Genomic DNA, 13,492 nt, shown 5'->3' on the forward strand with positions numbered 1-13,492 from the left:
TCAAGCCCTTGTCGTCTCAGCGAGTTCGCGGAAGAAGCGATAGCAGCCACGACCCGCTTTCTTGGCGTGGTACATCGCCGTGTCAGCGTTCTTCAACAGCCCACTGACTTCGTCGCCGTGCTGCGGATAGACGGCGATGCCGATGCTCGTCGAAATCGCGATGCGGTGCGGACCGATGACGAACGGACGCATGAGCGCGGCGAGGATTTTACGGGCCACCACCGCAGCATCGGCAGCCTGGTCGATCTGCGCCAGCAGAACCACGAATTCGTCACCGCCGAGACGTGCGACGGTGTCCGAATTCCTCGGCACGCAGCCGCGCAGACGCAGGGCGACCTCCTTGAGCAGCAGATCACCGACATCATGACCCAGGGTGTCGTTGACCGGCTTGAAATCGTCCAGGTCGAGAAACATCACCGCCAATGTTGCTTGCTCCCTGCGCACCTGCGCCAGCGACTGGAACAAACGGTCGCTGAGCAGCATGCGATTGGGCAGATCGGTAAGCTGGTCGTGGTGGGCAAGATGCTGAACACGCTCGTCGGTGGCCTTGCGCGCGGAGATGTCCTGCATGACGGCGACAAAGTGGTGAATATTTCCGTCGCTACCGGTCACTGGCGAAATTGTCAGCGCCGCATCGAAGTGGCTTCCGTTCTTGCGCCGGTTGACGAGCTCGCCCGTCCATACCCGTCCGGCCAAAATGGTCTGCCACATGCCCTCGTAGAAGCGCCGGTCCTGCTTCCCCGAGTTGAGCATCGCGCCGGGATTACGGCCGACGACTTCCGACATCGTGAAACCGGTGATCTCCGTAAACGCGGGATTGGCCCAGATGATCGCCGCCGCCACGTCGGTGATCAGGATGCCGCTGGCCACTGCGTTGAGGGCCGCGTCGAACAGGCGCAGGCGTGATTCGAGTTTCTGGCGAACCAGCGCATGCCGTATCGCCCGTCCCAGTGCATCCTGCTGGAACAACTGCCCCTTGCCCAGATAGTCCTGCGCCCCTGCGTGCAGAGCTGCCTCGGCGAGTTGATGGTCATCCTGACCGGTGAGGACAATGATCGGAACAGCAGGAGCCGATGCACGCATTGCTTCCACGGTGGCGATTCCGGACGAATCGGGCAAGGACAAGTCGAGCAGTACCACGTCGGGTTTGCTGACCGTGGCGGCAGCAATCCCGTCGGCGAGTGTCGACGCCCAGATCACGGGGTCCTCCTGGCCCATGCTGCGCAGGCCAGCAAGGCGCACATTGGTTCGGATCAGTCCCAGATCGCCGGGATCGTCTTCGATCACCAGAATCGAGATAGGCCGTCGGGTCGACTCGTTCATCCGCTACTCTCCGTCTCTCCCTCGTCGAGCATCGCCGGGCTGATCCGCAGCATCTGCTCGTTGTTCAGCATGGGGATGCCCGCTGCGCGTTGGTCACTGCTCTTTGCTCATCGATTTTCTGGCAACCTTACCAGAGAGAGCCAATAGTCGCTCAGTTGACGGATCTCGACGATGAATTCGCTGATATCGAGGGGCTTGGCGATGTAGCCGGCAGCACCGAGGCGGTAGCTGTCGCGAACGTCGCGATCGACTTCCGAGGTACTCAGAACGACGACCGGGATGTCGCACAGGGCAGGATCGCCCTTGATCGCGGCAAGGAACTCGCGGCCGTTCATGCGCGGCATATTTAGATCGATAAAAATCAGGTCGGGACGGACAGCCAGGGCAAAACGCCGACCCTGCCGGTGCAGATACTCGAGCGCCTCACGACCATCAAGAACGTGCTGCAGATCGACGCGAATGCGGTTTTCGGTCAATGCCAAACGCAGCAGATGCGCGTCAGCCGGCTCATCCTCGGCGAGCAGAATAACAAAGGGGAGGCTGCGTTTTTTAATCATCTATATTTCGGTTCAGCCTGTCGACAGCCCTCGACGGCCCGGACCGGTTCCCTGGCCACGCGACGACCGTCGCTCGAAAACCCGGTGAGGGGCAGTGACACGCAGAAGCGACTCCCCTGCCCATCGCCGGCCGACTCGGCCCAGATACGTCCGCCATGATGCTCGGCAATCTTGCGACACAGCGCCAGGCCGACACCACTGCCTTCGTAATTGGCGCGGCTCTGCAAGCGCTGGAATACCTGAAACAGACGGCCGAGCTGTCCCGGGTGAATTCCGACGCCATTGTCGGCAACGCTCAGGCACCACTGGCCGCGCGCCACCCGGCTGACTACCCGGATCTCGGGGCAGCGCCCGGCAAGGCGGAATTTGGCGGCGTTGGCGATCAGGTTCTGCAGCAGGCGCAGGATCTCGTCGGGACGCACCCAGGCGCGTGGCCAATGGCCGCGCACACGGATCTTGGCTTGCGCCTCGGCGATCGCCGGCTGCAGGAAAAGCAGGGCTTCGTCGACGATGGCTCGGGTTTCCAGCCACGCGGGGGGCTCACCCAAGCGACCGACCCGAGAGTACTCGAGCAATGCAACAAGCATCTGATCGAGGCGGCGGGCGCCGTCGATAGCGAATTTGAAATGCTCGCGCTGCTCGTCGTCGAGCTGCTCGGCGAGACTGATGCCGAGCAACTGCATGTAACTGGCGACCATTCGCAAAGGCTGGCGCAGATCGTGCGAAATGGCGTAGCTGAACTGCTCGAGTTCAGCGTTCGAGCGCCTCAGCTCCTCCTCGACCTGCTTGCGCTCAGTGATGTCCTGGGTTGTTCCCAGGCAACGCAGCGGCGTGCCGTCGGCGGCGCGGCTCAGATCTGCCTGTTGGCGAACATGGCGCACCGTCTCGCCGACCATGATCCGGTGTTCGTGCTGGAAGACCGTGCCGGCGGCCATGGTCGCCTGCCATGCCTCCTCGACCGCGGGGCGGTCGTCCGGATGGACGCGCGCCAGATAGCTCTCGTAACTACCCCGCGTCCCGGCGCACAGGCCAAAGATGCGGCAGGTTTCCGCCGACAGGCGCATTTCGTCGCGGCCCAGCTCGTAAGTCCAGCTGCCGACATGGGCGACCGACTGGGCACGGATCAAATTACTCTCGCTCTCGCGCAGAACCCCCAGGGTCGCGTCCAGCTCCTGCACTTTCTGATGAAGGTCTGCCTGCAGGCTTTCCTGCTCGCGCATCAGGCGATGTGCGCGGATGGCGGAATGCACGGCAACGAAAATCCGCTCGGCGCTCAGTTCCGACTTGAGCAGGTAGCCGTCGATCTGGTAGTCGCTGACCACCTGTCGCTGTGGCGCGTAGCCCGGTTGACCAGTGATCAGAACGATCTGCACAGTACGCCGGGCCAAACCGTCGCGGATGTAGCGCACCAGATCGAGACCGGCGCGGTCGCTTTCCATGACCACGTCGAGCAGGATCAGGGCGATGTCCGGATGGGCAGTCAGCGCCAGTTTCGCTTCCTCCGCCGAGAACGCATCGAATAGCCGCAGGCCACGTCCGTCAATGCGTACGTCGTCCAGGGCCAGGTGGAGAACGGGGTGCACGTCAGGCTCGTCATCGACCAGCAGCACTTTCCAGGGTTCACCGGCGGGCGCCGGGTCGACCGATGCCGCGGTGGACAAGCCGGCAAGCAAGTTGGCATCATCGATGATCTCGGGCATTACGAAGACTCCTGTACAAAACCGGTCCGCAGGCGGAGAACAGGGGGCCGGCAACGGCGCCGACCACGGTACACGGTACACAGCAGACTATTACGACACCAGCGCAGATTTCTTTAGGCGATGGCCTGGAATGAACGACCCGGATGGCGCCGAATTTTCCGAGCCGGCAGAGACCCGCTTCGACGCGCCTGCGCACACTCCTGTGAGCAGCGCGCGCCTGCTGCCTGGAAAAAGACACTCTGTTACAATCTCGCTCTTGTTCGACGCCGGCTGCCAGCGCTTGGCCAAGCCCGTGTTCAGCGGTTTTCTTCTCCCGTATAGAGGCAATCATGCAAGCCACAGCAAAACCGAAAAACCCCAATTTCTCGTCGGGACCGTGCAGCAAGCGTCCCGGTTATGACGTCAATGCCCTGTCGCTCGACACCCTCGGCCGCTCGCACCGCTCGGCGCTTGGCAAGAAGGTACTGGCGCTGGCTTGTGCGGAGACCGCGCGACTTCTCGGACTGCCCGAGGCTTACCGGGTCGGCGTCGTTCCCGGATCGGATACCGGCGCCGTCGAAATGGCAATGTGGTCGCTGCTTGGCGCACGTGGCGTCGATGTTCTGGCGTGGGAGTCCTTCGGCTCGGGTTGGGTCACCGACATCGTCAAGCAGCTGAAGCTTGCCGACGTGAATGTACTCAAGGCTGACTACGGCGATATCGTCGACTTCGCGCAGGTCAATTTTTCCAACGACGTGGTGTTCACATGGAACGGCACGACTTCGGGCGTCAAAGTGCCAAACGGCGACTGGATCCCGGCCGATCGCGCCGGCTTGACGATCTGCGACGCCACCTCGGCCGTCTTCGCCATGGATCTGCCGTGGGACAAGCTCGACGTGGTGACCTTCTCGTGGCAGAAAGTCCTCGGCGGCGAAGGCGCCCACGGCATGCTGATCCTGAGCCCGCGCGCCGTCGCCCGTCTCGAATCCTACACCCCGGCGTGGCCAATGCCGAAAGTCTTCCGGCTGACCTCCGGCGGCAAACTCAACGAAGGTATTTTCCGCGGCGAGACGATCAATACCCCGTCGATGCTGTGTGTCGCCGATTACCTCGACGCCCTGCAGTGGATCGAGAGCATCGGTGGCGTCCAGGCGGCGATCGCGCGCAGCGAAGCCAATCTCGCCGTGATTGCCGATTTCGTCGCCGCCAATGACTGGATTTCCTTCCTCGCCAAGGATCCGGCAACGCGCTCCAACACCAGCGTCTGCCTGAGTCTCGAACTCGACGCCGAGCGCGTCAAGAAACTGGTCAAGCTGCTCGACAGCGAAGGCGTCGCTTTTGACATCGGCTCGTACAAGGACGCACCGGCGGGAATCCGCATCTGGTGTGGGGCCACCATCGAGACCGCCGATCTGCAGGCGCTGATGCCGTGGCTGGCCTGGGCCTACGCGCAGAGTCGCGGCCTGAGCCGCCGCTGGCGCAACTTCATCATCCCAACCTCCAATTTCGAGCGACACTTCCATGTACAAGGTCAGAACCTACAACAAGATCGCGCTCAGCGGTCTCGATCGTTTCCCGCGTCAGGCGTATGAAGTCGGCAGCGACATCGCCCACCCCGACGCCTTCCTCCTGCGCAGCCAGAAGCTGCAAGGCATCGAAGTGCCGCAGTCGCTCCTGGCGGTGGCGCGCGCCGGCGCCGGGGTCAACAATGTGCCGGTCGCCGAGTACGGCAAGCTCGGCATCGTCGTTTTCAACACCCCGGGGGCCAATGCCAATGCGGTCAAGGAACTGGTCATGGCCGGCATGTTGCTGAGCTCGCGTGGCCATCGTCGACAGCATGAACTTCGTTCAATCGCTCAGCGAGCTCAAGGATCCGGCGGAAATGTCGCCGCGCGTGGAAAAGGAAAAATCGCGCTTTGCCGGCAACGAGCTCAAGGGCAAGACCCTGGGCATCGTCGGCCTTGGGGCGATTGGCTCGATGGTCGCCGAAATGGCACTGGCGATGGGCATGAAAGTGGTCGGCTTCGACCCGGTGCTGTCGATCGACGCCGCCTGGCGCCTCTCCAACGAGGTCAGCCGCATGGAGAACCTGCAGTCGCTGCTGGCACGTTCCGACTACGTTTCGATGCATGTGCCGGCCGTCGATGGCACCCGGCACATGATCAACAGTGACACCCTGGCGGCGATCAAGCCCGGCGCAGTCCTGCTCAACTTCGCGCGCGACACGATCGTCGACGCGCGGCCGTGCTGCAGAGTCTCGCCGCCGGCAAGCTCGGCAAGTATGTTTGTGACTTTCCCGAACCCTGTCTGCTCGGACACCCGCAGATCATCGCCCTGCCGCACATCGGCGCCAGCACCGAGGAATCCGAGGAAAACTGCGCGGTGATGGCCGCCAATCAGCTCGTCGACTACCTGGAAAACGGCAACATCGTGAACTCGGTCAACTTCCCGAAGATCAGCATGGAGCGCAGCCCGGGCACCGCGCGCATCGTCTTCTCGAACGACAATGTCTCCGGGGTGCTTGGTCAGGTCCTCTCGGTGCTCGCCGAAAACAAGGTCAATGTGGTCGACATGATGAACAAGAGCCGTGCCGAACTGGCCTTCAACATCGTGGACGTCGAAACGCTACCCGGTGACGACGTGCTCCGCGCCATCGCCGCGGTCGAGCACGTGATTCGCATCCGGGTCATCTGATCGGCAGGCCCACCGACAGCCCTGGTGGGCCAACATTGCGCTTGCCCGCAAGCCGGCGCCAGGAGGAGCCGCCGCCAGCGGCGCCACCTGGCGGCTCGGCCGCTTCAGGGCATCCTCAGCGCCTCCTTGGCCGCCCTTTGGCCATCCTTTTCGCCAGGGTATCGACCAGTTTGCGCAAGGCCGGCTCGGCGATCAGGCGCTTGGCCTTCTTCGGCGTCCAGCCATTGCCGCTCGCGGTGGCTCTCCTCCCACTCTTCTTCGGGCACGCTTTCGCTGACCGCCATTGGGAAGACGGTGACGGTGCACACGCCACCCCATTTCTTGTAGTCGTAGTCGCCGATCGCTTCGTCGTCGAGCTGGCCACGAATACCCGCCTCCTCCAGGGCCTCTTTTTCGGCAGAGTCGCGCAAGGACAGCTCGGGCTCCTTGACCCCTTTCGGGATCACCCAGCGCGTCGCCTTGCGCGAGGCAATGAGCATGATCTGCAACTTGCCGTCGAGCAGGCGATAAGGCAGGACCGCCGACTGGGTGTAGAAATAGTCCGGAACGGGCCGGCTTTCGTCGTCCTCCTCCGGGTCGTCTTCGTCATCGGCGGCCGGCAGCTCGTCGGGGACCTGCCCGGGTCGGGTCACCGCGACCAGCGTCGCGCAGCCGCGCGTCAGCTTCGGCCAATCGGCAAATACTTCCAGCTGCGCCAGCGCCGACGTCGGCAGGACCTTGCCGTCGTCCGGGATGTCGAGCTCGCCTTCCGCCAGGTAGGCGACCAGATCCTCCAGGCCGGGATTATGTCCAACCAGCATCACGCGCTCGGCGCCCGGCGGGCAATCAGCCAGCGCCGCCAGCAGGAACTCGGTGGGTGCGGCATAGATGCGCTCGTCCCAGCTGACCTTCTTCGCCGCCAGCCCCATCGCCTGGCAAGCCGCTTCGGTGGTCGCCCGTGCGCGCGCGGCGGGCGAGCTGAGGACGACATCCGGACGCAGCTTCAGGTGCCTGATCAAGGCCCCCATTTTCCTGCTGCCGAGACGACCGCGGTCTGACCAGCGGGCGATCGAAATCGTCCTCGCCGGTACTCCAGTCCGATTTCCCGTGCCGCAACACCAGTAATGTCTTGCCCTTCATTCTCAAACTCCTTCTGCGTGCAGCGATTGGTGGCAAAGAAATGGGTCGCCGAGCGAACCCCGAGCAGCGCCACGCGGTCGCGCCGGTGGCACAGCCATGATAACGAAAAGCATCACCGCTCGGCAGCAGCCAAGCCTGCGCTGGCGCGGCGGTCACCGTGTCAGCCGGAGGGTGCCGAGGCGTGGTCACGGCTGGTGCACCGCTGACTCAGGCGCTACCGGCACGCAGCGTCTCCAGCGGGGCCGTCAGCAACAGTCGCGACGCGGCAAACCAGCCCGCCGCAGTGACCAGGGTCGCGCAGCAGACAATGGCCGCCAGCGGTAGCCAGAAATTGATCGCCACCTCGAAGTGGAAGGCCTCGCGCGCCAGAAACTGCCCGATGGCGATGGCTCCCAGCGAGGCAATCAGGCCGGACAGCGCGCCGATCGCTGCGAACTCGGCCAGCAAGGCGCGTCGCAGCTGCTCACGACGGGCGCCGAGGGCGCGCATCACCGCCAGTTCGTAGCGTCGCTCCTGCGCCGCCGAAGCCAGCGCCGCGTAGAGAACGATGACCCCGGCGGCGAGCGTGAACAGAAAAATGAACTGCACCGCCTGCGCTACCTGGTCCATGATCGACGTCAGCTGGCGCAGAATGGCGGCGACATCGATGACCGTCAGATTGGGAAAATCGGCCAGCAGCTGGTTGATCAGCTCCGCCTTCTCGGTGGGCAGGTGGAAGCTGGTAATCCAGCTCGCCGGATAGCCCTGCAAAGCTGCCGGCGGCGTCAGCACGAAGAAATTGACGCGCATCGTGTCCCAGTCGACCTGGCGCAGGCCGACCACGCGCATGGCGACCGTCTCGCCAGCGACTTCGAAGTCGATGCGGTCGCCGACGGCCAGGCCCAGCGTTCTCGCCAGCCCCTCCTCCACCGATGCCGCGGCCTCGTCATTCGCCCTGCGGCCTTCACCTGAGCATCCTGGCCATCGGCCGCGAGATCAGCGGCCGAAAACCAGCGTCCGCCACTCACGCTGTTGCCCTCGGGCAGGTCGGCACGCATCGACAGATTGAATTCGCGTTCGATCAGGCGTTGGGCGCGATCGTCGCTGTAGTCGGCGGCACTGACCTTGGCACCGTTGATGCGTCGTCAGGCGTCCACGAACCATCGGCGCCAGCTCTGGAAACAAGGCCCCTGCGGCCAGCACGGCGCGCACTGGCGCCACCTGTTCGGGCTGGATATTGACCACGAAACGGTTCGGCGCATCTGGCGGAACGGCTTTCTGCCAGGCCTCGAGCAGATCGCCGCGGATCACGGTCAGCAACATCAGGGCCATGAAACCGAGGGCCAGGGCGACGATCTGCACGACGCTGGCGGACGCCCGTCGTTCGAGGCTGGCCAAACCATAGCGCCAGCCGATGCCGCCAGACCTGCCGGCGCCGCCGCGTGCTGCCGCTGCCAGGCGGATTGCCAGACGGGCAATCAAGGAGAACACGGCCAAGGCGACAGTGAAAGCACCGACCACGTAGGCGCCCAGCGCGACTTCGCCGGCGACCCAGAACATCAGCGCCGCGAGAGCCACGAAACCGAGCAGATAGCCACCCAGCAAGCCGGCTTGCGGGCTTCCCAACTCGCCGCGCAGGACGCGCAGCGTGGACACCTTCTTCAGCTGCAGCAGGGGCGGAACGGCAAAACCGAAGAGCAACAACAGGCCCACCGCCACGCCCTGCACGACCGGTAGCCCGCCTGGTGGCGGCAGCGATGTCGCCAACAACTGCGCCAGCCAGGCGTGCAGCGCGAAATGCGCCAGATAACCGATGCCGCAGCCGACCCCGGCGGCGAGCAGGCCGAGGACGGCGAACTGCCCGAGATAGAGATGCAGGAGCAGCCGCTGCGTCGCCCCCAGGCAGCGCATCACGGCACAGGGGTCGAGATGCCGCTGCACATAGCGCCGGGCGGCGAGGGCCACGGCCACCGCCGCCAGCACCACGGTCAGCAAGGCCGAGAGACCGAGGAACTTCTGTGCCCGATCGAGCGCGGTACGAATCTCCGGCCGACCGTTCTGCGCGTCTTCCATGCGCTGACCGCGCTGCAGGCGCGTTTCGATGTCCAGCTGATAGCGCTTGACGAGCGCCGCGTCGCCGGCCACCAGCAGGCGATAGCCGACGCGGCTGCCGACCTGCAGCAAGCCGGTCGCCGGCAGATCGGCGAGGTTCATCAGCAAGCGCGGGGCGACGCTGAAGAAATTGATGCCGCGATCGGGTTCCAGGGTCAGCACGGCAGCAACGCGCAGCGACGATTGCCCGACGCTTAGCTGGTCGCCGACACGCGCCGCCAGCGCCGACGCCAGACGCTCGTCGATCCAGATCTCACCGCTCGCGGGGATGCCCTCGGCCGCTGCGTCAGGGACGTTCAGTGCTGGCGCAACGCGCAGCGAGCCGCGCAAGGGATAAGCGGCGCTGACCGCTTTGACCTCGGCCAACTGCAAACGCATGTCGGCAGCGTCGCCATGACTGACCATGCTCGGGAAAGTCCATGTTTCGGCCACCTGCAGGCCACCTGCGCGCGCCTCGTCGGCAAACGTCGCCGGCCACGGCTGGTCGGAGACCAACAGCAGGTCGGCGCCGAGCAACTGGTGCGACTCGCGTTCGAGCGCCTGGCGCACGCGATCAGTAAAGAAGCCGACAGCGGTCAGCGCCGCCACCGCGACGACCAGCGCCGCCGCCAGCAGGCGCAACTCGCCGCCGCGCGCGTCGCGGCGCAGCATTCGCCAGGAAAAGGAAACAGCGAGCGGAGGTTCATTCCGACAAGGTACAAGATTCAGCGCTTGCGGCACAAGAGGAAAAGCCATGCGCAGCGCGTCCGGCAAGCCTGCGCTGCGTCTTGCCGAGGGCTGGCAGCCGAGAAGGTCTGTTGCCGCGTGCCACGAGAGCACGCTGGCCCTGGCGGGTGTTAGACTGGAACTCTGCGACATCAGGGGGAGCGCGGTGATGAAGACCCGGATACGTAGCCAGGCCTGCGGCTTACTGCTTCTGGCTCTTGCCTCGGGCGTGCCGGCACAGGCCGGCGAACGTGCCCTGCGCGTCGCCATTCTCAGCAACTCTCCACCGATGTCCTACACCGATGAAACGGGCAAGCCGGCGGGTTTCAACGTCGGCGTGGCGCGCGCCTTGTGCGAGGAAATGAAAGTCCGTTGCGAGCTGACCGTTGTCGAACTTGCTGATGTCGTCGATGCGGTGGCTGCCGGAGAGTTCGATTTTTCAGCGGTCAGTCTGCTCGCCACGCCGGCACGTCAGGCCAGGGTCCTCTTCTCGAAACCGTACTACCACTCGAACAGCATCTGGTTTGCCAAACCTGGCGTCGAGCCAGGTGCGGCGACCGCTCGGGTGGCGGCGGTCGCCGGCAGCGCGCAGCATCGCTATGCCAGGGCGCAGGGCTGGAACGTCAGCACGGTCAATCATCACTCCGAACTTCCGGCGCTGCTGAGCGGGGGGAAGGTCAACGCGGTGCTGATGCCGATGGCCACCTCCCTGACCTTGCGGGAGAACCCCTTGATCCAGCCCCTCGGCCTGCAGACCACCGTCTTGCAGGCGCCCGAACTGAGTGGCGAGGTATGCTTTAGCGTCGATCCGCGGAATCCGGAACTGCGTGACCGCATCAATGCCGCATTCGACCAGATCAAGCGCGATGGGCGCTTCGATCGCCTGAACACCGAGTACCTTCCCTTCCGCTTGCAGTAGTCCAGGAAACGACCGTTGACCGCTCTCCTCCGCCCGCCGATCTGCAGCCCTGTCCGGATCGCCGGCTTGCGACGGGGCTGCGAATCGCCTCGCTTCTGCGGCGTTGCCACAGGCGGCTGCAAAGGCGCTCGCCAGACACTTGAATGGCCCACTGCTGGCGCTTTGCTGCGCCGCTCTCCTCGCAGCGGGCAGCGCGCTGGCGCTCGAATTGCGGGTGGTTATTTCGCGGGCGGCGGTGAACCCGCAGCCGGTCGCTGGGCAAGCGACGGCCAGCCGATCGACACTGCTCGCCGATTTCAATCTCGCCCTGGCGCGCGAAGTCTGCCGCCGCTTGCGCGCCAGGTGCGAATATTCCTACGCCCCATTCGCCGAGATCATTCCCGGAATCGAGAGCAAGCGTTTCGAACTCGGCTTCGGGAATCACTTGCGCACCGCGGCTCGCGAGGCGCAGGTCGCGTTCAGCAATCCCATCTGGCGTTCCTCCAGCCGCCTGCTGGCGTTTCCAGACACTGCGCTGCGCTCGCCCGCATGGCCCGCCAATCCACAGGCGAGCTCACTATCCAGACGCTGCGCGAGGTTCGCGTGGCGTCTGTCCGCGGTTCCCAGCAGCACGCTTATCTGCAGCGTGTCGCGAAGACGCAGGACCTTGAGCTAATCGACCTGGCGACGGTCGGCGAGTGCCTCCTGGCCCTTGACAATCAAGAGGCCGATTTTGCATTCGTGCCAACCCTGATTGCCTATCTTGCGCTCGACGCCAGCGTACGGCCGACGCCCATCTTCGTTGGCCCCGGCCTGGTCGATGATGGACTGGGCGGCAGCGTGCATATCGTCCTCGCGCGCACGGACGAAAAGCTTCGCCAGCAGCTCAATCTCGCGCTCGATGAGATGCGCCAGGATGGCAGCTACCCTCGCCTCTGGCGGCGGTATTTTCCCTTCGACATGTACTGATGAGCGACTGGCGAACATCGCTGCGTCACTGGACGCAGCGTAGCTGGCCTGCCGGAAAGGCTCTTGCCTTGCTTGGCGCGCTCTTCGGGCTTGCTTTCGTGGTGCAGATCGTCTGGCTGGCGAGCGATCAGCGGCAGGTGCTGGCGAGTTCGGCGCGCCTGCTGAACAACACCGTCCCGAGTACGCTGGAACAGTTTCGCCTGGCGCGTAACATCGAACAGCTGCGCCTCGACGGCGAGCGCGTTTTTTCGGGCCGCACGCCCGTCGCCCGCCAACAGGCCTTGTTCATCGTCAGTCTGCTGAGCAGCCACCCGGCCATGCTCGCCGACCGCAGAACAGCGACGCTGGCCAGTGAAGTTGAAAGCTTTCTCGTGCTCGCCGCACGCGAGGGCATGACCGAGCAGCGTTACGCCGAATGGGAAACGCTCTCCAATCGCTTGAGCCTCCTGGCCGACGACTTCTCGATCGAAGGGCGCCAACCTGGCCACCGACGATTTGCAGCTGATGTCGGCGACCATGCTGCGCAGCCAGTTCAAGCTGGCGCTGGTGCTGGCACTGGTCGCCGTCTTCGTTGGCGGTTTTCTGTTCCTCATCCATCGTCATTTGATCCGTCCCCTGCAAAAAATGGACGAGGCCTTGTGCGAGCTGCGTTCCGGGCATGCGCCAACGCCCTTTTCAAGATCCTCGATGACCGAGATCAGGGCCCTCGAGGGCGCCATCGGCCAGTTGCGTGACGTCATGCACGAGAACCAGCAGGCTCGCCAGGAACTGCACGTTCAGGCGACGACCGACAGCCTGACGGGGATGTTCAACCGCCGCCATTTCATGGCTCTTGCCGAGGAAGAGCTCAAACGTGCCCACCGCTACGCGCGACCGATCTGCGTCGGCATGGCTGACATGGATCATTTCAAAGACATCAACGACCGCCACGGACACGCCGTCGGCGACCGGGTTCTGAAGTCCTCGCCGAGTTGTTTGGCCACACCCTGCGCCAGTCGGACTGGGTGTGTCGCTACGGCGGCGAGGAGTTCGCCTTCCTGTTTACGGAAACAACGCTCGAGGAAGCACATCGCCTTGCCGAGCGGCTGTGTCAGCGTACGGCGGACAACTGGATCGACCTGGGCGAAGACAACAGCCTGCCGGTGACTCTGAGTCTGGGTTTGGCAGACGCTTCGGGCGGCTCGCTCGAGGCGGCTCTCAAGCGCGCCGATGCAGCTCTTTACCAGGCGAAGAAACAAGGGCGCAACCGGGTAGTCATTGCCGGTGAGGCGACGACCACGCCCCCGGAAGCGGCGCACGAGAACGGCGACGACCTTGAGCCGGCAGAGGAACGCTGGCTTATCTGAGCCGCGTGCGGCACCAGGCGACGCTGTGCCTGGATCGGCCCGCCCGGTCGCCAGACGCCCGGGCCTTGGCATCGAAAAAAGGCCTGAAAGTGGTCGTCGAGGCTTCGCCTT

12 protein-coding genes and 2 pseudogenes are annotated in these 13,492 nt (G+C 64.4%); 7 read left to right on the plus strand and 7 right to left on the minus strand.

Annotated features, from left to right (window positions below):
• The 3 genes from V5B40_RS03830 to V5B40_RS03840 all read right to left on the minus strand — a co-directional run bounded on the left by V5B40_RS03830 (position 1) and on the right by V5B40_RS03840 (position 3,580).
• The gene (locus V5B40_RS03830) at positions 1 to 1,323 is read right to left on the minus strand and encodes a diguanylate cyclase domain-containing protein (protein WP_332353312.1); all 1,323 of its coding nucleotides are present in this window, start codon (positions 1,321 to 1,323) and stop codon (positions 1 to 3) included.
• A gap of 107 nt (positions 1,324 to 1,430) precedes the next feature.
• On the minus strand, positions 1,431 to 1,880 hold the full coding sequence (locus tag V5B40_RS03835; RefSeq protein WP_332353313.1) for a response regulator: 450 nt from the start codon (positions 1,878 to 1,880) through the stop codon (positions 1,431 to 1,433).
• Complete coding sequence (locus V5B40_RS03840) at positions 1,877 to 3,580, minus strand: sensor histidine kinase (protein WP_332353314.1); 1,704 nt, start codon at positions 3,578 to 3,580, stop codon at positions 1,877 to 1,879. Before V5B40_RS03840 ends, V5B40_RS03835 begins: the two co-directional genes overlap by 4 nt.
• Positions 3,581 to 3,909: 329 nt before the next feature.
• Here V5B40_RS03840 and V5B40_RS03845 point away from each other — a divergent pair, with 329 nt between their 5' ends.
• Both V5B40_RS03845 and V5B40_RS03850 read left to right on the plus strand, forming a co-directional pair.
• The gene (locus V5B40_RS03845; RefSeq protein WP_332353315.1) at positions 3,910 to 5,151 is read left to right on the plus strand and encodes a phosphoserine transaminase; all 1,242 of its coding nucleotides are present in this window, start codon (positions 3,910 to 3,912) and stop codon (positions 5,149 to 5,151) included.
• Positions 5,081 to 6,253 (plus strand): annotated as a pseudogene (locus V5B40_RS03850) (3-phosphoglycerate dehydrogenase family protein). The gene V5B40_RS03845 and the pseudogene V5B40_RS03850 overlap by 71 nt, the downstream one beginning before the upstream one ends.
• Before the next feature lie 104 nt (positions 6,254 to 6,357).
• Here V5B40_RS03850 and V5B40_RS03855 read toward each other — a convergent pair.
• The 3 genes from V5B40_RS03855 to V5B40_RS03865 form a co-directional block, all read right to left on the minus strand.
• The gene (locus V5B40_RS03855; RefSeq protein WP_332353316.1) at positions 6,358 to 7,251 is read right to left on the minus strand and encodes an NUDIX domain-containing protein; all 894 of its coding nucleotides are present in this window, start codon (positions 7,249 to 7,251) and stop codon (positions 6,358 to 6,360) included.
• Positions 7,252 to 7,579: 328 nt separating this feature from the next.
• The gene (locus V5B40_RS03860; protein ID WP_332353317.1) at positions 7,580 to 8,281 is read right to left on the minus strand and encodes an ABC transporter permease; all 702 of its coding nucleotides are present in this window, start codon (positions 8,279 to 8,281) and stop codon (positions 7,580 to 7,582) included.
• Between the two features lie 66 nt (positions 8,282 to 8,347).
• Positions 8,348 to 10,114, minus strand: coding sequence for an ABC transporter permease (locus V5B40_RS03865; protein WP_332353318.1), 1,767 nt, complete (start codon positions 10,112 to 10,114; stop codon positions 8,348 to 8,350).
• Between the two features lie 82 nt (positions 10,115 to 10,196).
• Here V5B40_RS03865 and V5B40_RS03870 point away from each other — a divergent pair, with 82 nt between their 5' ends.
• The 4 genes from V5B40_RS03870 to V5B40_RS03885 all read left to right on the plus strand — a co-directional run bounded on the left by V5B40_RS03870 (position 10,197) and on the right by V5B40_RS03885 (position 12,769).
• Positions 10,197 to 11,087, plus strand: a complete 891-nt coding sequence (locus V5B40_RS03870) for a transporter substrate-binding domain-containing protein (protein WP_332353319.1) — start codon at positions 10,197 to 10,199, stop codon at positions 11,085 to 11,087.
• 139 nt (positions 11,088 to 11,226) lie between these two features.
• A complete protein-coding gene (locus tag V5B40_RS03875) occupies positions 11,227 to 11,742 on the plus strand; it encodes a substrate-binding periplasmic protein (protein ID WP_332353320.1) in 516 nt (171 codons plus the stop codon).
• Between the two features lie 65 nt (positions 11,743 to 11,807).
• A complete protein-coding gene (locus tag V5B40_RS25120; RefSeq protein WP_434735826.1) occupies positions 11,808 to 12,035 on the plus strand; it encodes a hypothetical protein in 228 nt (75 codons plus the stop codon).
• Positions 12,035 to 12,769 (plus strand): hypothetical protein, encoded by a 735-nt coding sequence (locus V5B40_RS03885; RefSeq protein ID WP_332353723.1) that lies wholly within the window; start codon positions 12,035 to 12,037, stop codon positions 12,767 to 12,769. The genes V5B40_RS25120 and V5B40_RS03885 overlap by 1 nt, the downstream gene beginning before the upstream one ends.
• On the opposite strand, the gene V5B40_RS03890 is transcribed toward V5B40_RS03885, so the two are convergent.
• Positions 12,711 to 12,965, minus strand: a complete 255-nt coding sequence (locus tag V5B40_RS03890) for a hypothetical protein (protein ID WP_332353724.1) — start codon at positions 12,963 to 12,965, stop codon at positions 12,711 to 12,713. The genes V5B40_RS03885 and V5B40_RS03890 overlap by 59 nt on opposite strands.
• Here V5B40_RS03890 and V5B40_RS03895 point away from each other — a divergent pair.
• A pseudogene (locus tag V5B40_RS03895) lies at positions 12,861 to 13,381 on the plus strand (GGDEF domain-containing protein). The gene V5B40_RS03890 and the pseudogene V5B40_RS03895 overlap by 105 nt on opposite strands.
• Positions 13,382 to 13,492: the final 111 nt, after the last annotated feature.

The organism is Candidatus Accumulibacter meliphilus (genome assembly GCF_036625345.1).
In the GTDB taxonomy this organism is placed as follows: Bacteria; Pseudomonadota; Gammaproteobacteria; order Burkholderiales; family Rhodocyclaceae; genus Accumulibacter; species Accumulibacter meliphilus.

What these genes read in the sequence shown, in the direction of transcription:
- V5B40_RS03830 (WP_332353312.1), bottom strand. Translation starts at nt 1,323, where the DNA reads ATGAACGAGTCGACCCGACGGCCTATCTCGATTCTGGTGATCGAAGAC.
- V5B40_RS03835 (WP_332353313.1), bottom strand. Translation starts at nt 1,880, where the DNA reads ATGATTAAAAAACGCAGCCTCCCCTTTGTTATTCTGCTCGCCGAGGAT.
- V5B40_RS03840 (WP_332353314.1), bottom strand. Translation starts at nt 3,580, where the DNA reads ATGCCCGAGATCATCGATGATGCCAACTTGCTTGCCGGCTTGTCCACC.
- V5B40_RS03845 (WP_332353315.1), top strand. Translation starts at nt 3,910, where the DNA reads ATGCAAGCCACAGCAAAACCGAAAAACCCCAATTTCTCGTCGGGACCG.
- V5B40_RS03865 (WP_332353318.1), bottom strand. Translation starts at nt 10,114, where the DNA reads ATGCTGCGCCGCGACGCGCGCGGCGGCGAGTTGCGCCTGCTGGCGGCG.
- V5B40_RS03870 (WP_332353319.1), top strand. Translation starts at nt 10,197, where the DNA reads ATGCGCAGCGCGTCCGGCAAGCCTGCGCTGCGTCTTGCCGAGGGCTGG.
- V5B40_RS03885 (WP_332353723.1), top strand. Translation starts at nt 12,035, where the DNA reads ATGAGCGACTGGCGAACATCGCTGCGTCACTGGACGCAGCGTAGCTGG.